The organism is Tenacibaculum sp. AHE14PA (genome assembly GCF_019278465.1).
Classification (GTDB): Bacteria; Bacteroidota; Bacteroidia; order Flavobacteriales; family Flavobacteriaceae; genus Polaribacter; species Polaribacter bernardetii.
Genome location: NZ_CP058983.1, coordinates 997,850 through 1,021,257, shown reverse-complemented (window position 1 = coordinate 1,021,257; position 23,408 = coordinate 997,850). Strand labels below are relative to the sequence as shown.

Sequence of the window (23,408 nt, the reverse complement as noted above, 5' to 3'; positions counted from 1 at the left end):
AGACCTGAAAAAACAGAAAAAAATTATGAAATTACCAATTATAAAACACTTAACTTCATTTATTGAAGAAAACGATCAGGATTATATACTAGAAACGATTGAAACATTAGAGGCCTTAACAGAAGTTTCGTCATTAAAAGATGAAGAGTTAGATGTTATTGGTGAGTTGATATCTAATATGTATGGTGCTATTGAAGTTGATAAAATGATTAAAGATGGTACCCCTAAAAAAGAAGCGTTAAATAATTTTATGAAACGTGTTTTAGGATCAATTGATAAATAGTTTTAAGATTTATATACTAAAAATCCCGAGCGTTAAACACTCGGGATTTTTTTGTTGAAGTATTGCTTGAAACAAATAAAGCTATTCCGTTTCTTTTTGTTCGTTCATCTTTTTTACAAGCGCTTTTAAACGCTCTTTATTTCGTTGTTTTTCGAGTTTTACCTTGCTCTCTTTCTGTTTCATTAAGCGCGTATGTTTGGCTTTATTAACAGTGTTTTTTGCTTTTCCTTTTTTAGGCATTTTTAGATTTTTTTATAGCTAACAATCCGAAGAAAGTAATAAATCCGTTTAATACTAATACAAAGAATCCGAAGTCGAAATTTAATTGCGACTTGCTAAAAATACTTATCAAATAAGTAAGTATTGGCGATGCAATGCAAATAGCAGGAACTAACTTGTCTTTTACATTTAGCTTGGTAAATAACCCGAAGGCATATAAACCTAATAATGGCCCATAAGTATAACCTGCAAACTGAAATATTTTAGCAATCACGCTGGCATCAGCAATAAAATATTTAAAAACTAAAATTGTTGCAATTAATATGATTGAGAATAAGATATGTATTTTTTTTCGTGTTCTTTCTTGATTTTTTTCTTTTTTATCAATTTCTAAAATATCAATACTAAAAGAAGTTGTTAAAGAAGTTAATGCGCTATCGGCACTTGAATAAGCGGCAGCTATTAATCCTAGTAAAAAGAATAAAGAAGTTGCTAAGCCTAACTCGCCACTCATGGCAATCGTTGGAAATAATTGATCTTTGTGTGCGTTAATTTCGTTTGTAGTAGCATAATCGGTTAATAAAACACCCAATGCTAAAAAGAAAAAGTTTACAATTACTAACACAAGCGTAAACCAAAACATATTTTTTTGTGCATCTTTTAAGTTACGACATGTTAAGTTTTTTTGCATCATGTCCTGATCTAAACCTGTCATTACAATAGCTATAAATGCACCTGAGAAGAAGCGATTCCAAAAGTAATTTCCAGATTTCCAATCATCAAAAAAGAACATTTTAGATAATTTATTTTCGGATATATAAGAGGTTAAGCTTTCTATTTGCATTTCATCTTTAATGGTAACAATGCAAACTCCTACGGCGATTAGCATAAATAAAGTTTGCAAGGTATCTGTCCAAACAATCGTTTTTATTCCTCCTTTAAAAGTGTATAACCAAATTAATAAAATAGTAATGGTTACGGTTACCCAAAACGGAATTCCGTATGCATCAAACAAAATTAATTGCAATACATTGGCTACTAAAAATAATCGAAAAGCAGCACCTACAGTTCTTGATAGTAAGAAAAAAGAAGCTCCGGTTTTATAGGAATATCTACCAAAACGATCTTCTAAATAGGTGTAGATAGAAGTAAGGTTTAGTCGGTAATATAACGGGAGTAATATCAAACCAATAACAGCATAACCAACAACATAACCCAATACCATTTGCATATAGCTCATTTGCTGTCCTTCAATCCAACCAGGAACAGAAATAAAAGTTACACCCGATAAAGAAGCGCCAATCATACCAAAGGCAACTAAATACCAAGGAGAAGAATTATCTGCTTTAAAAAAAGTATTATTGTTTGCCGATTTACCAGTGATGTAAGAAATAAGAATTAGTACCCCAAAATAGGCAAGAATAAGGAGTATTATGTGTAGTGGTTGCATACGGTTTAATTATGAATTACGAATGTACTAAATTGTAATTGTAAATTAAATGCAAAGGGTTTAATAAATTTTAAATGAACGGAATTGAAAGATTTCAATTCCGTTCATTTATTTTAAGATTACATTTCTATAATTACGTCTTCTATATTTTTACGAACCTTTTTTAGATCTTTCATATAATCGTCTTCCGCTCTAAAACCAACAGGCAATACTAAAACAGATGTTAAATTATGTTTGTCTAAACCTAAAATCTCATCATATTTTTCAGGAATAAAACCTTCCATTGGGCAAGAGTCTATTTGCTCGTTTGCCGCAACAGTCATTAAATTACCCAAGGCAATGTATGCTTGATTTTTGTTCCAAATAGTTAATTCTTCTTGCTTTTTGCTAGCTATTGAAGAACTCAACATTTCTTTAAACGGATTTAAAATTTTATCAGGAGTATTTCTGATGTTTTTTACCAATGAAAAATAAGAATCAATATCATTAGTAGTGTATTCTTTCGGAATACATAAAACCAATACATGTGACGCTTGCAATACTTGTGGCTGATTCCATGAATGAACAACTAGTTGCTCTTGAATTTCTTTGTTTTGAATTACAACCATTTTAATTGGTTGCAATCCGTATGAAGTAGCTGTTAAATTAAAAGCTTCTTTTAAAATGTTTATTTGTACTTCTGAAAGTGATTTATTTTCGTCGAATTTTTTAACAGCATAACGCCATTTTAAATTTTCTATACTGTTCATTCTAATTTATTTAGATTACAAAATTACAATAGCTTTTAATAAAAACAACTATTTGATTATTATAAAAATTGATGAGCCAATAAATTTAATCTTTGATTTTGTTTTACTCTAAAACTGTTAAAGTAGAATAAGTTGCTTTTTCTCTGATTAATACTTTTATAGAGAGATTTAAATTACTGATAAAAAGTGATTTCGTAATATTTTTATATCTTAATGGTCAAAAAATAATTGCTAACTCCGGATTATGAAAGAAGATTTTCTACACTTTTTATGGCAAAATAAGTTGTTTCCTTCAAACAGCTTAAAATCTGTAGCTAACGAAACGATTCAAATAATTAAATCTGGTATTCATAACACAAATACTGGACCAGATTTTTTAAACGCACATCTTAAAATAAATAATCAATTATGGATTGGGAATGTTGAAATTCACATCAACTCATCTGATTGGTATTTACACAAACACGAAGAAGATAAAAACTATGATGCCGTAATTTTACATGTAGTTTGGCAACATGATTCAGCTGTTTTTATGAAAAATAATAAGCCATTACCAACTCTTGAGTTGCATGGTTTAATTGATAAAAACGTACTTAATAATTATCAATCGTTATTTTCTAAACAACTTCGTTGGATTCCGTGTGAGCAACAAATTAATGAAGTAGATTCTTTTTTGATGAGTAATTGGTTAGAGCGATTGTATTTTGAGCGATTAGAAAACAAGGCGGTATTAATAAAAGAGTTATTAGTGAAATCAAATAATGATTTCGAGAGTGTTTTATTTCAGTTATTAGCTAAAAATTTTGGATTGAAAATTAATGGAGAAGCTTTTTTACAGTTAGCGCAATCGTTTGAGTTTTCAATTTTAAAAAAAGTCCGTTTTAATGAATTCCAATTGTCAGCTTTATTATTCGGTCAAGCAGGATTTTTAGAGAGTGAAGTGGAAGATTCGTATTTTATTCAATTAAAAAACGAGTATGCATATTTAAAGCATAAATATAAGTTACTGCCAATTTCTAATAGTTTATTTCAATTTTTTAGAATGCGACCAACAAATTTTCCTACTATTCGAATAGCACAGTTAGTAGCGTTGTTTTTTAAATATCAAAATTTGTTTTCTAAATTGATGGAGTTAAATAAACTAGAAGATTTTTATGATTTGTTTTCAGTAGCAATAGCTGATTTTTGGAAGACACATTATACGTTTGAAACCGAATCAAAAAAATCAGCAAAAAAACTCACAAAATCATTTATAGATTTATTGTTGGTAAACACTGTTTTGCCGTTAAAGTTTGTGAACGAACAAATTAGAGGAGAAGTAAATAGTGACGGTTTTTTTAAATTGATGCAACAAATAAAGCCAGAGAGAAACTCAATAATAACTAAGTTTTCAGATTTAAATATTACAGCTAAAAATGCTTTTGAAAGTCAGGCTTTATTAGAGCTTAAAAACAACTATTGCGCAAAGAAACGTTGTTTACAATGCGCAATAGGTACTAGTTTGTTAAGAAAGTAATAATGTTATATCGAGCGGAGTCGATAGTTAAAGATTGCTCGAGATACTATTATTTTTTAGGGTTTAAAATTGCATCAATCTTCGCGATACAGTCTATGTAATGGTATTTTGTAATACTATTTACAGCTCTTTTACTAGCATTGTTTGTTAAATACTTTAAAGAAGTTAACTCACCGCGAGAAATTGAAGAAATATCAGAGTTTTTAGCACTTTTGCTATTTAGTAAAATACCTAGTCTGTCAATAAAATTCTTTTGTAAATTTCTTCTATAAACAGTTACGTTTTTAGTTGAATTAGCTTCTGAAAAAACACCTTTTCTAAGATCTTTAACCATATCTGCTGCAGCATAAAAATCATCACTAGTAACTTCCGAATTAGTCATTCTTTGTAAGCGGGATTCACTCAATAAACTACTTAAATGACGATTTTGTAAACGCCCCATTCTTTCAACATAGCCCGTGTGATTAATGTTTGCTAAAATATTTTTATCTAATAACCAATTTGGTGTGGTGAAGGTGTTTTTTAATAACCAATTTAACGATTTTTTTTGTTTGCTTTTTGCTAATACCGAATACACATTACCTTGTTGATTAGGTTTTTTGTTGTCTTCAAAAACACCACCAATATTACCAACTACATGGTTTATATAACGATTCCAAACGCTTAATAATTCTCCGTATAACTCATTTAAATCGGTATAATCATTAGTTTGGTCAGAGGTCCATTCAGGTAAATTTGTAGCAACGATTTTTAGGTTTTTAATTCCGTAAGTACTTGCTTTTATTAAATCGTTTCCAATACCTTCAGTTTGTGAAGCAGGGTCAAATCCACCCCTACGTTGATAGCCAAATTTATAAATAGGATCACCTGCTTTTTCATCAATCCATTTATCTAAAGTTTTTACTTCGTCTTTAGGAGTCGTAGCAGTAGGAATTACACGGTATCCCCAATTAATTGAGTAATGATCATAAGGTCCTAACTGACGAATAAAACGAATGTTTTTATCTTCAGGTTGTGCTACGTAATTATAACGAGCATAATCCATAATAGTTGCTGCGATTCCGTTTTTTTGAGTAAAATCACCATCTCGTAAAGATTCTGTTGGGTATGCATAACTTGCGGCCATATTATGAGGTAAACCTAATGCATGACCAATTTCGTGCGCAATAACCATTCGCATCATTTCTCCAATTTCTTCATCAGGAGTATCTAAGGTTCTAGCAGAAGGATTTGCAGCACCAGTTTCTAATAAATACCTGTTTCTGTATGAACGTAAATGATTGTGATACCAAATAATATCACTTTCAATAATTTCACCAGAACGAGGATCAGAAACACTTGGCCCAACGGCATTTCTTGTAGTACTTGCCACATATCTTATTGAAGAATATCTAATATCTTCCATGCTAAATTCTGGGTCTTCTTCCTTGCTCGGTGGCATCTTCGCCATAATAGCATTTTTAAATCCAGCAGTTTCAAAAACTCCAGCCCAATCATCTACACCTTGTTTTATGTATTTGCGTAATTTTTTTGGCGTTGCCGGATCTAAATAATACACAATTGGTTTAATAGGTTCAACCAATTCTCCTCTTGCGTAAGCTTCTTTATCTTTTGGTTCTAACCTCCAGCGGCTAATATACCTTTTACTATCTGCTTTTAATTTTTCTGAATTATAATCTACTGTTCCAACAGTAAAATACCCAACACGTTTGTCAAATAAACGCGGTGTCATAGGTTTTTCTGGTAGTAAAATCATTGACTGATTCATTCTGATACTAATGGTACCTGCATTTCTGTTTGAAGGTGGTTTACTTGCATCAAAAGTAAAATCTTGTATAACTTCAATATTTTTAGGATAACTTTTTATGGTATTGATAAAGCTTCTTTTGCTATCCAATTTTTTTACTTTGTATTGGGTTCTTGATCTACTTCCTATTCCGCTAATTGCTTTAACATCTGAAGAGAAAAATCTAGTAACGTTAATTAAAACAGCAGAAGAATCTTTGCTTTCTGTTTTGATATCAAACGCATATAAAATAGGTTCTAAATTGTTTGATTTTACCGATTTGTAAATTGGTAAAGAATCGTTTGCAATGGCATTATAAGATTTTATTTTTAGGAGGATTTTCTTTTTAAATTGCTCCCAAACGACAACTTGTTCGTTTGTTTTTGAACCAGCATTTATATAACCTCCTCCAAAATTTGAAGGCAATTCTTTAATTCGACTTACTAAAAGCATTTCTTTTCCAAATAAACTTTTCGGAATTTCATAAAAGTATTCTCCGTCGTTTTCATGAACTTTAAATAAACCTTCGTCAGATTTTGTGTCTTTTTTCACAAAATCAGAGTATTTTTTTGTCTTATTTTTAGGTTTAGATTTCTCGGTTGAAGTTTCTTTTTTATTCTTTGATTTTCGTCTTTGCGCATTTATTTCTGAAGGAAAAACAAATGCTAATAATAAAGATAATATTAGTAGTTTTTTCATTGTTTGTGTTGAGTTTTTAATATAAAATTTACTAAAATACCAAAAAGGTAGAACTTTTAAACTTATTGTTTTGTTAAAAAAAATCCCAAACATTTACGTTTGGGATTTTTAATGATTATTGTAATATTATGCTTAGTACAAGCTTTTAAATTTAGCAGGATTTGCTTCATTCATAATCTCGTATACTTTCTCAAAAATATCTTCAGCAGATGGTTTAGAGAAGTAATCTCCGTCTGTACCATAAGCAGGCCTGTGTGCTTTTGCAGTTAAGGTTTGTGGTTTACTATCTAAGTGTTTGTATCCATTTTGATTTTCTACAATTTCTTGTAATAAATAAGCAGAAGCTCCACCTGGTACATCTTCATCAACTACTAATAAACGATTTGTTTTAGCAACCGACTTTACTGTATCGTGATTTAAATCAAAAGGTAATAAACTTTGTGCATCTACAATTTCGATATCGATACCTACTTGTGCTAATTCTTTAGCAGCTTCTTCTACAATTCTAAGCGTAGAACCGTAAGACATTACAGTAATATCTGTTCCTTCTTTTATTGTTTCAACAACACCAATTGGCGTTTTAAATTCTCCTAAATTGGTAGGTAATTCTTCTTTTAAACGGTATCCGTTTAAACATTCTACTACTAAAGCAGGATCATCACCTTCTAATAAAGTGTTATAGAACCCGGCAGCTTTGGTCATGTTTCTTGGAACCAAAACATGAATTCCGCGAATATTATTTATAATTCCACCCATTGGCGAACCAGAATGCCAAATACCTTCTAGTCGGTGACCACGAGTACGAATAATTAACGGTGCTTTTTGTTTACCAAAAGTACGGTAACGAAGTGTTGCCAAGTCGTCGCTCATAATTTGTAAAGCGTATAATAGATAATCTAAATACTGAATTTCAGCAATTGGACGTAAACCACGCATTGCCATTCCAATACCTTGACCTAGAATTGTAGCTTCACGAATACCTGTATCAGAAACTCTTAGTTCGCCATATTTTTCTTGCAAACCTTCTAAACCTTGATTTACATCACCAATATATCCAGCATCTTCTCCGAAAATTAAAGCTTCTGGGTATTTATTAAAGATAGCATCAAAATTATCACGCATAATAACACGTGCATCTACTAAGTTTTTCTCAGCAGCATATGTTGGTGTTTCAGCAGTAATTTTTTCTGTAGCTAATGCTGTTTCACTTAATAGGTGAGCAGAAAATTTTACAGCAGCATTATCTATAGATGCTTTAATAAAGTTTTGAAGTGTTGTTTTTTCTGCAAAATCTTCATCCTTTAAGTAACGTAATGTTTTACGGGCAGCAACCAAAATATCTTTTCTGATAGGTTCAGTAATCGCCGATAAATCATTTTTATATTTATTGATAAATGAAGCATTGTTACTTTTTTGAGCTACTTTTTCTAGTAAATCTACAGCAGCAGCAACTTCTTCTTTTATTTCATTTGTGTAAGCACTCCAAGCATCACGTTTTGCTTTGCTAACTTCTTTTTTAGTTTCTTTTTCTATTTTTATTAAATCCTCTTCAGAATCAATAAATTTTAAAGTAGTTCCGTCTTCATTTTGTAATTCGAATTCTAAAATCCATTTACGCATCTGAGCAAGACAATCAAATTCTTGTTCCCACTGTAAACGCTCTGCAGATTTATACCTTTCGTGAGAACCAGAAGTAGAGTGTCCTTGTGGTTGTGTTAATTCTTTTACATGAATTAAAACAGGTATATGTTGTTCTCTTGCAATTTTTGAAGCTTTGTTATAAACATCAATTAATTGTACATAATCCCATCCGTTTACAACAAAAATTTCGTAACCGTTTGTATCGCTTTCTTTTTGAAATCCTTTTAAAATTTCAGAAATACTTTCTTTTGTCGTTTGATGTTTTGCGTGTACTGAGATTCCGTATTCATCATCCCAAACATTCATTACCATTGGTACTTGCAACACACCAGCAGCATTAATAGTTTCGAAGAATAAACCTTCAGAAGTACTTGCGTTACCAATTGTACCCCAAGCAACCTCATTACCTTTATTAGAAAAATCAGTAAAACCTTCTAAACCATCTACATTACGGTAAATTTTAGAAGCTTGTGCTAAACCTAATAAACGTGGCATTTGACCTGCGGTTGGAGAAATATCTGCAGAAGAATTTTTCTGAGCAGTTAAGTTTTTCCAATCTCCGTTTTCATCTAAAGAATGTGTAGCAAAATGTCCTCCCATTTGACGACCAGCAGACATTGGCTCGGCATCTATATTTGTATGACCATATAATCCAGCAAAAAATTGTTGAGGAGTTAATTGGTTAATTGCCATCATAAAGGTTTGATCACGGTAATAACCAGATCTAAAATCTCCATTCTGAAAAGCTTTAGCCATCGCTAATTGTGGTACTTCTTTACCGTCACCAAAAATTCCGAATTTTGCTTTACCTGTTAAAACTTCTCTACGTCCTAATAAACTACATTCTCTACTTAAGCGTGCAATTCGATAGTCGTTTAAAACTTCATTTTTAAAATCTTTAAAAGAAAGTTGTTGAGTGTTAGCTATTTCGGTCTTTTGCTTCATTATCTTCTGGTTTTGGTGTGCTTACAAAGATAGTTTTTTTAGTTGAAATTTAAAAATTTCAACTATTACTGAATATTCTTCAAAAAAATCAAAAAAAAAGAAGTTTTGTTGAAGTATCTATAATAATCCTCTTCTAAGGAAATTATAAATTCTGTCAATACTTGTGGTGATTACAAATCTAATCTTTGTAGGATATGCTTCTTGTGTAACCTCAAAACCTTCGTTGGTGTAAATAGGAAAGTAAAATTCAAAAATATTAGGGATAAAATTTAAACGTATTCCGTTCTCGTAAAAAAAGTTAGGTGAGGTATCTCTATTTTTAAGCATTGCAACATCATTATAAAATTCTGCCCATTTATATACACTAACACTTGTGTTTATTGATGTTATTAATTGATTCGAAAATTGAGGTTTACTATATTTTGATTTAAAACCAGCTTGATCAATTACAAATTGCTGACTAAAAATTCCTTCGTTTTCAGAACGCCCAAATAAGTTTTGTTCAAATAAATAATCAGAACCACGATTTAATCCGAAGCTAAAATAATCTCCTTCAGATTTGTTATGTAAAAAAAATCCTCCAAAAAAACGAACATCAAAACTTTTGTCCGCCGAGAAAAATTTACGATAACGAAAATCGGTTGTTATTTTACTAAAACTAGAGTTTAATTCCGCATTAATAGCATATTGAGTTCTTTTAATTGCATTAAAATTAGAGTTGATATACCTTAAGTTAAGAACATTATATTTATCACTGGCCTCTTTGGTTTTGCCTAATTCCACTTGTTTATTGACGCTAATTAACCTGGCAATAAAAAGTTTTAATCCGTTTTCGCGCAATGTATTTCTCCTAAACTGAATGCTAACAGAAGGAGCAAACGTAGTGTAATATAACTCTGGTGCATAGTGAAAACTACTTCCGCTAAAACCATAACGAATTTTATAAATTTTAGTTTTCTTAAAAAAATGATTGTAAGAAAAACCGTAGGATCCTGAAAAATTATTGCTTTTTGTACTGAAATTGGGCGTTAGGCTAAATTCGAAATTATGGCTTATCACAGCTTGATTATTGATGTTTACTCCTAAAATTACACCGTCATATAAATTATATTTAAAATCGGGATAATAAAATAATTGATTGTAATAAGGGTTTTCAACATCTGTAAAAAACTGAAAATCTATTGGTTTATTGATAAGTGTATTGTTAACATTTCTGAAATTATCGAGGGAATTATATTCCGGGTAAATGTTTTCGTAATTTAAAGCAAGTTTATCAAAACCTCCTTTTTTAATTTTAATTGTTTTTATAGAATCGGTTCCTGTAACCCATTTTTTAAATATAACCTTCTTTTTTTGGATACCGTATAAAGCTATTGGAGAAGGTATATTTCTTTTGTTTTTTATAGTAACAAGTAAAGAGTCTTTTCCTCTCGTTGTTTTTATTTTAGAAATCTTGTAATCTATTTTTTTACTAGTCTTTAAATAATCATTAAAAAACCATTCTAAATTTTTTGAAGTGTTTTTTTGAAGTAACTCTTTGAATTGATTACTGTTTGTTTCTTTTAATTGATTTTTAGCGTAGAATTCTTTTAAAGACTGAGTCAAAGTATCACCTCCGATATAATCTTGAAGATAGAGCAATCCTAACCCAGATTTGTATTCGCTAACAACCTTTTGGTTAAAATTAGAAAGAGAGTCAGAAGGAGTATTTAATGGTTGGTCATAAAATTTACGTGCACTAAATTGATATACAAAAGAGTATTTATCATTTTGCTTTAGTTTTGATAAATTATATGTTTTAATAGGCCAGTATTTAGCGTATTTACCCAAAACAGTAATATTTGGATAATACTCATCAATATACTTCATCATTAAAAAAGTTTCTAAACCATTTGTAAGCCAATAATCTGTTCGCTGGTTTAGTATTAATGCATCATTTATATATCTTTTAGAAAGTGCTTTAAAAAAGTTGATTTCCCATCTAAAATTCTCAGGAAAAGGTTTAAGCCATCTAGGAAGTCCGTAAATTTCATGTAACGAATTTTTTTTAATGGTGGCAGCATCAATAAAAATTTCATTATGTGGATGTTTGCCTAAAAAACCCTCAATAAAGTCAATTTGTTTATTTATTATTTTGGCAGTAGTGTCTCTAGGTATATTTTTTAAATTTGTGTCTGTTATTATTTTTTTGTCTTTTAATTTAAAGGATTTGAATTGATTTAGGGAGTCAATGTGAAGAAAAATATCTTTTCTTTTTTTACCTTTTAAATAATAGAGCGTGTTACTCTTTTGCTTAATTTTCTTTTGAGGCAGATTACTTTCAATAGTATATTTTTTAGGAATAGAAATGTTTATAGTGTAGTTTGTTAGGTTTTCATATAAATCATCAATATTTAAATTGCTCATCAGTTGCCATTTTTTATTATAAACAGCAGGTGTAATATGCCAAAATCGTAAGTGATATCCGTTTTTAGTTTTTCCGTATCCTGTAAATTTAGCACTTGGAATTTTCACAATATAATTTGTAGCTATAATTAAGCTGTCATTTGGTTTTAAAAGACCTTTTAAAGGTATTTCAATTATATCAGGCTGATTTTCTTTTACATTAAAAGTAGCTTTTTTATTGTTTACTGTAATCTCATGTATTTTGGTAAAACCTTTATCTTTTTCTTTAGAAAAGTAAAAGTCTTTTTTATAATCTTCTATAAGACGTTTTCCTAGTGGAGTATTTTTGTCTTTATAACTATTAGACCAGTTATGTAAAAAAATAGTATTTAATGTATCTGAAGAATTATTATAGTAAACAGTTTTTTGATTGATGTGAAGTAAATCCTTTTTATCATCTAGTTTTGCATCTATTTCAATAGTATTCGTTTGCGCTGTTACTGTATAACAGGACATGAAAAGTGAGATAAAAAAGAGGAGTAATTGATGTTTCAAATTAAAGATAAAAGCTCGTTGAAGAATCAACGAGCTTTTTATGTAATTATTTTTAAAAGTTTGGTTTTAATTCGTTTTTCTTGTAAAATTTATTAAAGTGCTCTACAGCTTCATCAGCAGTATCAACAACTCTAAATAAATCTAAATCTTTTTCACTAATATTACCTTCTTCTAACAAGGTGTTTTTTATCCAGTCTAATAAACCTGTCCAGAATTTTGTTCCTACCAAAACAATAGGAAAACGACCAATTTTGTTAGTTTGAATTAATGTGATTGCTTCAAAAAGCTCATCCATAGTACCAAAACCACCTGGCATTACAACAAAACCTTGAGAATATTTTACGAACATAACTTTACGAACGAAAAAATAATCGAAGTTTAAGTTTTTATCACGGTCAACCCAAGGATTATCGTGTTGTTCGAAAGGTAATTCGATATTTAATCCAACCGAAGTTCCTTTTCCTCTATGCGCTCCTTTATTACCAGCTTCCATTATTCCTGGTCCACCACCGGTAATTACTCCAAATCCGTTTTCAGTTAATTTAAAACCAACTTCTTCAGCTAGTTTATAATAAGGGTCATCTGTTTTTGTTCTTGCAGAACCAAAAATAGACACACAAGGTCCTATTTTACTTAATTTTTCGTACCCTTCAACAAACTCGGCCATGATTTTAAAAATAGCCCAAGAATCGTTTGTTTTTATTTCATTCCAAGTTTTTGGTTGTAATTTTTCTTTAATTTTTCTGTCATCGTTCGGACTCATACTCATAAATTCTTTTATAATTAATGTAACAAATTATATTGCTAATTTACATCTTTAGCAAGCTTGCTAATTTAGTTCTTTTTTTAAAAACTTAGCAGTATAACTAGTTTTATGTTTGGCAACTTTTTCAGGAGAGCCCGTGGCTAAAACATTTCCTCCATTTTTCCCACCTTCCATACCGATGTCAATAATGTAATCAGCAAGTTTAATTACATCCATATTATGTTCAATAATTAATACGGTATTTCCTTTATTTGCTAATTCATTTAAAACATCCATTAAAACACGAATATCTTCAAAATGCAAACCAGTGGTAGGTTCATCTAAAATGTAAAAAGTGTTTCCGGTATCTCTTTTTGATAATTCTGATGCTAGTTTTATACGTTGTGCTTCTCCACCAGAAAGTGTAGTTGATTGTTGCCCTAAAGTAATATACCCTAAGCCAACATCTTTAATTGTTTTTAGCTTGCGATATATTTTAGGAATATGCTCAAAGAAGTTAGTGGCTTCATTAATCGTCATGTCTAAAATATCAGAAATCGATTTTCCTTTGTAACGAATTTCTAAAGTTTCTCTATTAAAACGTTTTCCTTGGCAGGTTTCACATTCTACCTGAACATCTGGTAAAAAGTTCATTTCAATAACACGAACTCCGCCTCCTTGGCAAGTTTCACAACGACCGCCTTTTACATTAAAACTAAAACGACCAGGTTTATAACCGCGAATGGCAGCTTCTGGAGTTTTAGCAAATAAACTACGGATTTCTCCGAAAGTACCTGTATAGGTTGCAGGATTTGAGCGTGGAGTTCTACCAATAGGAGATTGGTCAATATCAATTACTTTATCGATATGCTCTAAACCTTCAATTTTTTTATAAGGCATTGGTTTTTTTACACCACGATAAATATGGGCATTTAAAATAGGATATAATGTTTCGTTTATTAAAGTAGATTTTCCGCTTCCTGAAACTCCGGTAACACAAATCATTTGGCCTAAAGGAAATTTTACAGATACATTTTTTAAGTTGTTTCCGGATGCTCCGGATAGTTTAATAAAATTTCCGTTGCCTGCTCTTCTTTCTTTTGGAACAGCAATTTCTTTTCTTCCCGTTAAGTAATCTGCAGTTAAAGTGTTGTGCGATTTTAAATCTTCAAAAGTTCCTTCACTTACAATTTCACCTCCGTGAACACCTGCACCCGGACCAATATCGAAAACAAAATCGGCTTGTTCAATCATGTCTTTGTCGTGTTCTACAACTAAAACTGAATTACCAACATCACGTAATTTAATAAGTGATTTTATTAGTTTTTCATTGTCTCGTTGGTGTAAACCAATACTTGGCTCATCTAAAATATATAAAACGCCAACTAATTGGGAGCCAATTTGGGTGGCTAATCGAATTCGTTGTGCTTCACCGCCAGAAAGTGATTTAGAAGTTCTGTCTAAAGTTAAATAATCTAACCCAACATCTAATAAAAACTGAATTCTAGTTCGGATTTCTTTTAGTATTTCAGATGCAATTATTAATTGTTTTTCAGAAAGGCTACTTTCAATATTTTTAAACCAAGTAGCTAGCTCGGTAACATCCATTTGTGCTAAATCACTAATGTTTTTATCAACAACTTTAAAATGGAGCGCTTCTTTTTTTAATCTTTTACCTTCGCAAACAGAACAGTTAACTTCATCCATAAAGTCTTTTGCCCAGCGTTTAATAGAAGTGCTTTCTGCATTTTTATGTTGATTATCTATAAATGCTATAATTCCTTCAAAATCTATTTCGTAATTTCTAGTTACACCAAGATCTTTAGAGTTGATTTCAAATTTATCATTACCACCGTGTAAAATAATATGCATCGCGTCTTGCGGGATTTTATTTATCGGGTCGGTAAGTTTAAAATTGTGTCTATCGGCAATAGTTTGTAATTGTTTAAAAATCCAACTACTTTTTTGTTCTCCTAAAGGAATAATTCCACCTTTTTTAATAGAAATAGTATGATCTGGAATTACCTTTTTCTCGTTAATTTGATTGGTAATACCTAAACCGTTACAATTAGAGCATGCACCTCTTGGTGAGTTGAATGAAAATGTATTTGGTTCTGGATTCGGGTATGCAATTCCGGTTGTAGGACACATCAATTCGCGACTAAAATAACGAGGCTTTTCATCGTCAACATCAACCACCATTAAAATATTATTTCCGGTATATAAAGCTGTTTTTATAGTTTCTTCTAAACGTTTTTCTGATTTTTCGTTTACAATTAAACGATCTATAACTACTTCAATATCGTGAGTTTTGTATCGGTCAAGTTTCATTCCTTTTACAATCTCTTTTATTTCTCCGTCTACACGAACGCGGACAAAACCTTGTTTAGAAATTTGTTCGAAAAGCTCTCGATAATGCCCTTTTCTAGATTTAATTAAAGGCGCAAGAACTGCGATGCGCTTTTCATTAAAATCTTTTAAAATTAGTTGCCTGATTTGCTCATCAGAATAACTCACCATTTTCTCGTTTGTATTGTAAGAATATGCATCCGAGGCACGAGAAAAGAGTAAACGAAGAAAATCGTAAATCTCGGTAATAGTTCCTACGGTAGAACGCGGACTTTTATTAGTCGTCTTTTGTTCGATAGAAATTACGGGCGATAATCCATCAATTTTATCAACATCAGGTCTTTCTAATCCGCCTAAAAACTGACGCGCATAAGCAGAGAAAGTTTCAATATATCTACGCTGTCCTTCAGCATAAATAGTATCGAAAGCTAATGATGACTTTCCGCTACCACTTAAGCCAGTAATAACCACCAGTTTTTCTCGAGGTATTTTTACATCGATGTTTTTTAAATTGTGAGCGCGTGCTCCGTATACTTCTATGTACTCTTGTTCTTTCAAAGTGAGATTTTTACGAAAAGCAAAGTTACAGAAACCAAATTTATTTTAAAGCCGATGTTATAAACAAATCATTGTAAATTGGTACCTTGCAATGAAAATAAGTTAATTATGAAATTTATTCATTCGGTACGTCATTTTTTTGAACGCCATGGTTTTGCAGTGTCTTCAAGGTTGGCAGATCGTTTAGGTATGCGAGCTACCAATGTGCGATTGTTTTTTATTTATATATCTTTTGTAACCGTGGGTTTATCTTTTGCTTTGTATTTAACAATGGCATTTGTATTAAAATTAAAAGATATGATTTACACTAAAAGAACCTCTGTTTTCGATTTATGATAAATAATGTATTTAAATCAAGGTTATACAAAGCAATCTTATTTTCAGTATTAATTTTATCAATAGGAGTAGGAGGGTATTTAATAATATTCAATTATTCTTTTATTGATGCTTTATATATGACTATAATTACCATAACTACTATTGGTTTTGGAGAAGTTCATCCTTTTGGTACAGGAGAAAAAATATTTACGATAGGTTTAATATTATCAAGTTTATTTATTTTCGGTTATGCAGTATCCTCGTTTTCTGAATATTTAATTAGCGGTCAGTTTTTTCGTCAACTAAAAATAAAAAAAGTGCAAAAAAAAATAGAAAAGTTAAAAGGGCATACTATTGTTTGTGGTTATGGTAGAAATGGGAAGCAAGCAATAGCTAAATTAAATAGCTACAAAAAAGACGTTGTTGTTATAGAAATGCATGAGGATATTATAAAGCAATTAGACGAAAAAGGAATATTAAATATAGAGGGAGATGCAACAACCGATGAAGCATTATTAAAAGCAGGTATTTTAAATGCCGCTAATTTAATTACCGTTTTACCTTCGGATGCTGATAATTTATTTGTAGTGTTAACAGCAAATCAATTAAATAAAGACTCAAAGATAATAAGTAGGGCGTCTAAAGAAACTTCTTATAGCAAGCTTAAAATAGCAGGAGCAGATAATGTAATTATGCCTGATAAATTAGGAGGTGCGCATATGGCATCTTTAGTTGTTACGCCTGATGTTATAGAATTTGTAGATAGATTAACTATAGAGGGCGATACAACAGCGAATTTAGAAGAAATAGCGATAGATAACCTGCCTAAGGAGTATTTAAATAGCACCATTTTAGATTTAGATTTGCGTAAAAAAACAGGATGCACTGTAATTGGCTATCGAACTACGGATAAAGAATATATCATAAATCCAGATGCTTCGGTAAAGTTAACAGCAGGCGCAAACTTAATTGTTCTAGGTCGCCCAGAGCAAATAATTAAATTAAGAGAGTTGTTTTAATGAAAAATATAGTTGTTACCGGAAGTAATGGTTTACTTGGGCAAACCTTAGTAAACCTTTTATTAAAGGATAAAGAAAAATATACTGTAAGCGGATTTTCTAGAGGGGAAAATAGAAGTGGTAAAACCAATTTTAAATATGTTTCTGTTGACCTTACTGATAAAAAAATACTTCTTAAAAACTTAACAGCATGCAAGCCTGATGTTATTGTTAACACGGCAGCAATGACAAATGTTGATGCTTGTGAAGATGATAAAAAAGCATGCGATCTATTAAATATAGGTGTTGTAGAATTGTTAAAAGAATATTCAGAAGTAAATAACATACATTTAATACATATATCTACCGATTTTATATTTGATGGTGAAAGTGGTCCTTATAAAGAAACCGACACTCCAAATCCGCTAAACTATTACGGAGTATCTAAATTGAAATCAGAAAATATTTTAACAGCCTCTAAAATAGATTATGCGATTCTTCGCACTATTTTGGTATACGGCAAAGTGTTTGATATGACCCGAAGTAATATTGTATTGTGGGTAAAGAAGAGTTTAGAGGATAAAAAACAAATTACAATTGTTAAAGATCAATTTCGTATGCCTACTTATGTTGAAGATTTGGCGCAAGCGTGTAAAATAGTAATAGATAAAAAGTCTACAGGGATTTTTAATATTTCATCAAACACGTTATTAAGTATTTATGAGATTGCACAGCAAATAGCAGATGTTTTTAAATTAGATAAAAGTTTGATTAAACCGATAGCAACAAATGATTTAAATCAAAAAGCAATTAGGCCATCTAAAACAGGATTTGATTTATCTAAAACAAATAAAGAATTAAATTTTCAACCAAAATCATTTAAAGAAGATTTGCGAAAATTTAAAGAAAAGATAATGTAAAGCCACATTTAACGCATAAAACTTGTCGGAAGTGCATTTTTTTTAGGATATTGCGCATTACAAAATATAAAAACTAACATATTTATTATGAAGAAAAGACTTCTTACGTTGTTATTATTAATAACACCGTTGTTAACATTTGCACAAAGCAGTACTACAGATAAAATTGATACAATTTTTAAAGATTATACAGGTTGGTTTGTAAAAGCTATATTCTATGAAATTCCTTTCTCAGAAACTTTTCAAATACCTTGGGTACTTATCGTGTTAATAGGAGGAGCTTTATATTTTACTTTTTATTTTAAATTTATTAATTTCACAGGCTTTGTGACAGCAATTCAGGTTGTTAGAGGTAAATACGAAGATATTGAAAAGCACGGAGTAGATAAATTATACGGAGATCAAACTCCAGGAGGAGATGTTTTTGAAACTATAAAAGATGAAGGAGCTGACGGAGAGGTTTCTCACTTCCAAGCATTAACAGCTGCATTATCTGCAACGGTTGGTTTAGGTAATATTGCAGGGGTTGCAGTAGCATTATCAATAGGTGGTCCGGGAGCAACATTCTGGATGATCATAGCTGGTTTATTAGGGATGGCTTCTAAATTTGCAGAATGTACTTTAGGTGTAAAGTATAGAGATGTTGGTGAAGATGGTACTGTTTATGGTGGTCCAATGTATTATTTGACAAAAGGATTAAAAGAAAAAGGAGCAGGAGGCTTAGGTAAAGTATTAGCAGTTTTATTTGCAATATTTGTTATTGGAGGTTCTTTTGGTGGTGGAAACATGTTTCAAGCCAATCAAGCAGCTGCACAGTTTACCAAATTATTTGAATTAACAGGGCCAAATGCAGGAATGTATTTTGGATTAGTAATGGCGGCATTAGTAGCTGTAGTTATTATTGGAGGAATAAAAAGAATTGCCTCTGTAACAGAAAAAGTAGTGCCTTTTATGGCAGGAATATATGTGTTAGCAGCTTTAATTATTTTATTTGCTAATTATTCATTGATAGATGATGCTTTTATGTTGATATATGAAGGAGCTTTCTCTGGATTAGGAATTGCAGGTGGTTTAATTGGAGTAATGATTCAAGGTATTAGAAGAGGTGCTTTTTCAAATGAAGCAGGTGTAGGTTCTGCAGCAATTGCACACTCAGCAGTTCGTACAAAATATCCAGCGAGTGAAGGTATTGTTGCTTTATTAGAGCCATTTGTAGATACAGTGGTTATTTGTACAATGACAGCTTTGGTAATTATTATTACAAATTTCGACGGGCAGTTTATGCAGTATGGTGTAGAGATTAAAGAAGGAGTTGAATTAACAGCAATAGCGTTTGATTCTGTAATACCTCACTTCTCAATCGTATTAACAATTGCAGTTATTTTATTTGCATTTTCTACAATGATTTCTTGGTCTTATTACGGTATGCAAGGATGGAAATTTTTATTCGGTAAAGGAAAAATTACTGATTTAGTTTATAAAGTATTATTTTTAATGTTTGTAGTTATAGGTGCTTCTATTAGTTTAGGTGCAGTAATTGATTTCTCTGATGCAATGATTTTTGCAATGGTTGTACCAAATATTATAGGTGTAATTATGTTATCTCCGGTTATTAAAAAAGAGTTAATAAAATACACCAATGCAATTAATAAGAAAGAAGAAGCAATTGAAGATGGCGCTATAGATGTTAACGATCATATGTAAAATTCTTTAAAATGAAAATATTTAAATCCCATTTCTGGTATAACAAACGCCAAAGAAATGGGATTTTCTTTTTGATATTTATTATAGTTATTCTTCAGTTTGTTTATTTCTTTTCAGATTTTTCTTCGGATCCAATAACGGATACAAGTTCAAAAGAGTTACTAACTTTTCAGAAACAAATAGATAGTTTAAAGAGTGTTGAACTAGAAAAAAGGAAACCTAAAACTTATCCCTTTAACCCTAATTATATTACCGATTTTAAAGGAGAACAATTAGGAATGTCTCTTCAAGAAATTGATAGATTGCATGCTTACCGGGCACAACGTAAATTCGTAAACTCAGCACAAGAGTTTCAGGAAATAACAAAAGTGTCAGACAGTTTATTAAATAAGATTTCACTTTATTTTAAATTCCCAGATTGGGTTGTAAAACGTAATAAGTTAGCATCAAATAATAAATCAAAAGTTAATTCAGTGTATAAAGAGACACCGAGTAAAAGAACTTCGGTAACAACTGATGATATAAATAAAGCCACACAGCAAGATTTTGAAGCTGTTAATGGTGTTGGTGAAGTGATTTCAGAAAGAATCATAAAATATCGAAAAAAACTACAAGGTTTTTCTTTTGCATCACAATTAAACGAAGTGTGGGGAGTTGATAAATCAACTGTAGCTAGAGTTGTAAAAAGGTTTAAGATTTATGAAAAACCACAAATTCAAAAAATAAATATAAATACGGCTACTTTTAAGGAGGTTTTAAAAAATCCATATATTGATTACGATCTCTGTAAAAAGATTTTTGAATATAGAGATGAGGTAGCTGAACTTCAAAATATTGTGGAAATAAAAAACATTGACGGTTTCCCTATTGAGAAATATGACAGAATAGTTTTATATTTGAAAGCAGAATAAACAAACAACAAACAGAATATATAATTATGAATAGTATGTACTTTACTGAAGAACATGACTTTTTTCGACAGAGTTTTAAGGACTTTTTGCAAAAAGAAGTTGTTCCTCATATAAATAAGTGGGAAAAAGACGGAACCGTTGAGCGTTTCATTTGGAAGAAATTCGGGGAAATGGGTTATTTCGGATTAAATCAACCAGAAGAACACGGTGGTTTAGGTTTAGATCTTTTTTATACTGTGATTTTTTTAGAAGAATTACAAAAAATAAATTCAGGTGGTTTTGCAGCAAATATGTGGGCGCACGCTTACTTGGCAATGACACACTTAAATAAAGAAGGAGACGACAGAATCAAAAAAGAATATTTAACTCCCAGTATTAACGGAGATATGATAGGATGTTTATGTATTTCTGAACCTTTTGGTGGTAGTGATGTTGCAGGTATGAGAACTACTGCAATTAAAAAAGGAGATACCTATGTAATTAACGGATCTAAAACATTTATTACAAACGGTGTGTATTCTGATTACTTAGTAGTTGCAGCAAAAACAAATCCGGAGGATAAACATAAAGGAATGAGTATTCTTTTGGTAGATAGAAATACACCAGGAATTTCATCAACAAAGTTAGATAAACTAGGTTGGAGAGCTTCAGATACGGCAGAAATTGCATTTGATAATGTAGTAATTCCTGCAGAGAATTTAATGGGCGAAGAAGGAAAAGGCTTTCCGTATATAATGCAGCATTTTGCTTTAGAGCGCTTAATAATGGCAATCAATGCACATGCAAGAGCTGAGTTTGCTGTAGATTATGTGATAACATATATGAGCGAAAGAGAAGCTTTTGGTAAAACATTAGATAAGTTTCAGGCGTTACGTCATAAAGTAGCAGAGATGGCATCTAAAGTTGATATGTGTAGAGAATATAACTATTCGATTACAAAAAGACTAAACGAAGGTGTTTATGTGGTAAAAGAGGCGAGTATGAGTAAAATGCTATCCACAAAAATGGCAGATGAGGTTATATACGACGCTTTACAGTTATTAGGAGGTTATGGTTATATGGAAGAGTATCCGTTAGCACGTTTATTAAGAGATAGCCGTTTAGGACCAATTGGTGGAGGTACTTCTGAAATTTTGAAAGAAATTATCGCAAAAATGATTATAGATAAGAAAGAATATAAGCCAGCAACCTAATATTGTTGATTGTCGTTTTTGCGAAAATGCATTTTCTGCATCGCAAAAATGATCATAGATAAGAAGGAATATAAACCAGCAACCTAATTTTACCTTTACATTGAAGATATTTTGGGCATTCCCTTTCAGGTCGCGCTTTACACTATATCTTTTTTATAAAAAAAATAAAAAAGGATGCCGTTTCAATCGCTAATGCGACAGTGAAATTTAAAATAAGTAAAAATTTAATTGTTAATTAAAAAAGACTCAGTACATTTGCAGTCCTAAAAATAAAAATTTAGAGACTACAATGAAGGGAGGTGCTAACACATGTTAATTATTCCAATTAAAGAAGGAGAGAATATCGATAGAGCGTTAAAACGTTATAAGCGAAAGTTCAGAGACGTAAAAATCTTAAGACAATTACGCGACAAAAAACAGTTTAACAAACCATCTGTCGTTAAACGTGCTCAAATGAAAAAAGCGTCTTACGTTCAAGGATTAAGAACGAAAGAAGAAGTAAGCTAGAAATAGTTTATAAAGAGTAATATAAAACCTGTGTTGATTTATCAATACAGGTTTTTTTGTATATTTATTTCAATAAAAACAAAACCAATGCTTGTAGCAGCTTTCTTAAAATATTTAGAGCACGAAAAAAACTATTCTATAAACACTATAAATGCGTACCGAACAGATATTGTAGCATTTAAAGATTTTTGTGTGGCTGAATTTGAGCAAGAAGAGTTAACGACAATTCATTACAATCAAATTAGAACATGGATAGTGAGTCTTGTTGATAAGCAAATTTCGAATAGAAGTATAAATAGAAAAGTGAGTTCTTTAAAAACTTTTTACACCTTTCTTCAGAAAGTAAAAGAAGTTGAAGTTAATCCGTTAGCAAAACACAAAGCACTAAAAGTTCAAAAAAAAATACAAGCACCTTTTGATGAAAAAGAAATACAAAAAGTATTGGCTATTTTAAATGAAGAAGTAGATTTTGAATCAGTAAGAAATAAGTTAATAGTAGAGTTGTTGTATTCAACAGGTATGCGAAGAATAGAGCTGATTAATATTAAAGAAAAAGATATCGATTTTAGTAGGCAATTAATAAAAGTTTTGGGTAAAAGAAATAAAGAGAGGTTTGTAGTGCTGTTGCCGTCTATCTTAATTACTTTAAATCAGTATTTAGCGTTAAAAAAAGAAAAAGAATTAAAAGGAGTAGAGGAGCTTTTGATAACCAAAAAAGGGGTTGAAATTTATGAAACTCTTGTGTACCGAATAATTAATTTGTACTTTAGTAGAGTGTCCACAAAAGCAAAAAAAAGCCCACATATATTAAGGCATGCTTTCGCAACACATTTACTTAATAATGGTGCGTCGTTAAATTCGGTTAAAGAATTACTAGGGCATTCAAGTTTAGCCGCTACCCAAGTGTATACGCATAATAGCTTGGAGCAGATAAAAAAAGTGTTTAACAAGGCTCACCCTAGAGAGTCAAAATAAAG

At 30.9% G+C, this 23,408-nt stretch carries 18 protein-coding genes; 10 read left to right on the top strand and 8 right to left on the bottom strand.

Annotated features, from left to right (window positions below; all coding sequences use genetic code 11):
• Positions 1-25: 25 nt before the first annotated feature.
• Positions 26-283 (top strand): hypothetical protein, encoded by a 258-nt coding sequence (locus H0I30_RS04625; RefSeq protein WP_218773139.1) that lies wholly within the window; start codon positions 26-28, stop codon positions 281-283.
• Between the two features lie 81 nt (positions 284-364).
• Here the strand turns inward: H0I30_RS04625 and H0I30_RS04620 are convergent, their stop codons facing one another.
• The 3 genes from H0I30_RS04620 to H0I30_RS04610 all read right to left on the bottom strand — a co-directional run bounded on the left by H0I30_RS04620 (position 365) and on the right by H0I30_RS04610 (position 2,701).
• Entirely contained in the window at positions 365-523 is a 159-nt protein-coding gene (locus H0I30_RS04620; protein ID WP_218773138.1) for a hypothetical protein, read from the bottom strand.
• Positions 516-1,952, bottom strand: a complete 1,437-nt coding sequence (locus H0I30_RS04615; protein ID WP_218773137.1) for a sodium:solute symporter — start codon at positions 1,950-1,952, stop codon at positions 516-518. Before H0I30_RS04615 ends, H0I30_RS04620 begins: the two co-directional genes overlap by 8 nt.
• Positions 1,953-2,071: 119 nt before the next feature.
• Positions 2,072-2,701 (bottom strand): NAD(P)H-dependent oxidoreductase, encoded by a 630-nt coding sequence (locus H0I30_RS04610; protein ID WP_218773136.1) that lies wholly within the window; start codon positions 2,699-2,701, stop codon positions 2,072-2,074.
• A 244-nt stretch (positions 2,702-2,945) separates the two neighbouring features.
• On the opposite strand from H0I30_RS04610, the gene H0I30_RS04605 reads away from it, so the two are divergent.
• Complete coding sequence (locus H0I30_RS04605; RefSeq protein WP_218773135.1) at positions 2,946-4,217, top strand: DUF2851 family protein; 1,272 nt, start codon at positions 2,946-2,948, stop codon at positions 4,215-4,217.
• 49 nt (positions 4,218-4,266) lie between these two features.
• Here H0I30_RS04605 and H0I30_RS04600 read toward each other — a convergent pair whose 3' ends face one another.
• From H0I30_RS04600 to uvrA, 5 genes are all read right to left on the bottom strand, one after another.
• Positions 4,267-6,702, bottom strand: a complete 2,436-nt coding sequence (locus tag H0I30_RS04600) for a zinc-dependent metalloprotease (RefSeq protein ID WP_218773134.1) — start codon at positions 6,700-6,702, stop codon at positions 4,267-4,269.
• Positions 6,703-6,834: 132 nt separating this feature from the next.
• A complete protein-coding gene (locus H0I30_RS04595; protein WP_218773133.1) occupies positions 6,835-9,288 on the bottom strand; it encodes a thiamine pyrophosphate-dependent enzyme in 2,454 nt (817 codons plus the stop codon).
• A 117-nt stretch (positions 9,289-9,405) separates the two neighbouring features.
• Positions 9,406-12,189, bottom strand: a complete 2,784-nt coding sequence (locus tag H0I30_RS04590; RefSeq protein ID WP_218773132.1) for an aminopeptidase — start codon at positions 12,187-12,189, stop codon at positions 9,406-9,408.
• A 91-nt stretch (positions 12,190-12,280) separates the two neighbouring features.
• The gene (locus tag H0I30_RS04585; protein ID WP_255554306.1) at positions 12,281-12,991 is read right to left on the bottom strand and encodes a TIGR00730 family Rossman fold protein; all 711 of its coding nucleotides are present in this window, start codon (positions 12,989-12,991) and stop codon (positions 12,281-12,283) included.
• 66 nt (positions 12,992-13,057) lie between these two features.
• Positions 13,058-15,880, bottom strand: a complete 2,823-nt coding sequence (gene uvrA / locus H0I30_RS04580; protein ID WP_218773130.1) for an excinuclease ABC subunit UvrA — start codon at positions 15,878-15,880, stop codon at positions 13,058-13,060.
• Positions 15,881-15,988: 108 nt separating this feature from the next.
• Between uvrA and H0I30_RS04575 the strand changes: the two genes are divergently transcribed.
• The 8 genes from H0I30_RS04575 (at position 15,989) to H0I30_RS04540 (ending at position 23,406) form a co-directional block, all read left to right on the top strand.
• Entirely contained in the window at positions 15,989-16,216 is a 228-nt protein-coding gene (locus H0I30_RS04575) for a PspC domain-containing protein (protein ID WP_218773129.1), read from the top strand.
• A complete protein-coding gene (locus tag H0I30_RS04570) occupies positions 16,213-17,217 on the top strand; it encodes a TrkA family potassium uptake protein (RefSeq protein WP_218773128.1) in 1,005 nt (334 codons plus the stop codon). The genes H0I30_RS04575 and H0I30_RS04570 overlap by 4 nt, the downstream gene beginning before the upstream one ends.
• The gene (locus tag H0I30_RS04565) at positions 17,217-18,116 is read left to right on the top strand and encodes an SDR family oxidoreductase (RefSeq protein ID WP_218773127.1); all 900 of its coding nucleotides are present in this window, start codon (positions 17,217-17,219) and stop codon (positions 18,114-18,116) included. Before H0I30_RS04570 ends, H0I30_RS04565 begins: the two co-directional genes overlap by 1 nt.
• A gap of 87 nt (positions 18,117-18,203) precedes the next feature.
• Positions 18,204-19,820 carry a sodium:alanine symporter family protein gene (locus H0I30_RS04560; protein ID WP_218773126.1) on the top strand — a complete coding sequence of 539 codons (1,617 nt, stop codon included), beginning with the start codon at positions 18,204-18,206 and terminating at the stop codon, positions 19,818-19,820.
• Positions 19,821-19,831: 11 nt separating this feature from the next.
• Positions 19,832-20,731 carry a helix-hairpin-helix domain-containing protein gene (locus tag H0I30_RS04555; RefSeq protein WP_218773125.1) on the top strand — a complete coding sequence of 300 codons (900 nt, stop codon included), beginning with the start codon at positions 19,832-19,834 and terminating at the stop codon, positions 20,729-20,731.
• Positions 20,732-20,757: 26 nt separating this feature from the next.
• Complete coding sequence (locus H0I30_RS04550; protein WP_218773124.1) at positions 20,758-21,924, top strand: acyl-CoA dehydrogenase family protein; 1,167 nt, start codon at positions 20,758-20,760, stop codon at positions 21,922-21,924.
• A gap of 309 nt (positions 21,925-22,233) precedes the next feature.
• Positions 22,234-22,431, top strand: a complete 198-nt coding sequence (gene rpsU / locus H0I30_RS04545) for a 30S ribosomal protein S21 (RefSeq protein WP_028888499.1) — start codon at positions 22,234-22,236, stop codon at positions 22,429-22,431.
• 87 nt (positions 22,432-22,518) lie between these two features.
• A complete protein-coding gene (locus H0I30_RS04540; RefSeq protein WP_218773123.1) occupies positions 22,519-23,406 on the top strand; it encodes a tyrosine-type recombinase/integrase in 888 nt (295 codons plus the stop codon).
• Positions 23,407-23,408: the final 2 nt, after the last annotated feature.

What these genes read in the sequence shown, in the direction of transcription:
- H0I30_RS04625 (WP_218773139.1), top strand. Translation starts at nt 26, where the DNA reads ATGAAATTACCAATTATAAAACACTTAACTTCATTTATTGAAGAAAAC.
- rpsU (WP_028888499.1), top strand. Translation starts at nt 22,234, where the DNA reads ATGTTAATTATTCCAATTAAAGAAGGAGAGAATATCGATAGAGCGTTA.
- H0I30_RS04575 (WP_218773129.1), top strand. Translation starts at nt 15,989, where the DNA reads ATGAAATTTATTCATTCGGTACGTCATTTTTTTGAACGCCATGGTTTT.
- H0I30_RS04555 (WP_218773125.1), top strand. Translation starts at nt 19,832, where the DNA reads ATGAAAATATTTAAATCCCATTTCTGGTATAACAAACGCCAAAGAAAT.
- H0I30_RS04615 (WP_218773137.1), bottom strand. Translation starts at nt 1,952, where the DNA reads ATGCAACCACTACACATAATACTCCTTATTCTTGCCTATTTTGGGGTA.
- H0I30_RS04620 (WP_218773138.1), bottom strand. Translation starts at nt 523, where the DNA reads ATGCCTAAAAAAGGAAAAGCAAAAAACACTGTTAATAAAGCCAAACAT.
- H0I30_RS04540 (WP_218773123.1), top strand. Translation starts at nt 22,519, where the DNA reads ATGCTTGTAGCAGCTTTCTTAAAATATTTAGAGCACGAAAAAAACTAT.
- H0I30_RS04570 (WP_218773128.1), top strand. Translation starts at nt 16,213, where the DNA reads ATGATAAATAATGTATTTAAATCAAGGTTATACAAAGCAATCTTATTT.
- H0I30_RS04565 (WP_218773127.1), top strand. Translation starts at nt 17,217, where the DNA reads ATGAAAAATATAGTTGTTACCGGAAGTAATGGTTTACTTGGGCAAACC.
- H0I30_RS04605 (WP_218773135.1), top strand. Translation starts at nt 2,946, where the DNA reads ATGAAAGAAGATTTTCTACACTTTTTATGGCAAAATAAGTTGTTTCCT.
- H0I30_RS04585 (WP_255554306.1), bottom strand. Translation starts at nt 12,991, where the DNA reads ATGAGTCCGAACGATGACAGAAAAATTAAAGAAAAATTACAACCAAAA.
- H0I30_RS04595 (WP_218773133.1), bottom strand. Translation starts at nt 9,288, where the DNA reads ATGAAGCAAAAGACCGAAATAGCTAACACTCAACAACTTTCTTTTAAA.
- H0I30_RS04560 (WP_218773126.1), top strand. Translation starts at nt 18,204, where the DNA reads ATGAAGAAAAGACTTCTTACGTTGTTATTATTAATAACACCGTTGTTA.
- H0I30_RS04600 (WP_218773134.1), bottom strand. Translation starts at nt 6,702, where the DNA reads ATGAAAAAACTACTAATATTATCTTTATTATTAGCATTTGTTTTTCCT.
- H0I30_RS04610 (WP_218773136.1), bottom strand. Translation starts at nt 2,701, where the DNA reads ATGAACAGTATAGAAAATTTAAAATGGCGTTATGCTGTTAAAAAATTC.
- H0I30_RS04550 (WP_218773124.1), top strand. Translation starts at nt 20,758, where the DNA reads ATGAATAGTATGTACTTTACTGAAGAACATGACTTTTTTCGACAGAGT.
- H0I30_RS04590 (WP_218773132.1), bottom strand. Translation starts at nt 12,189, where the DNA reads ATGTCCTGTTATACAGTAACAGCGCAAACGAATACTATTGAAATAGAT.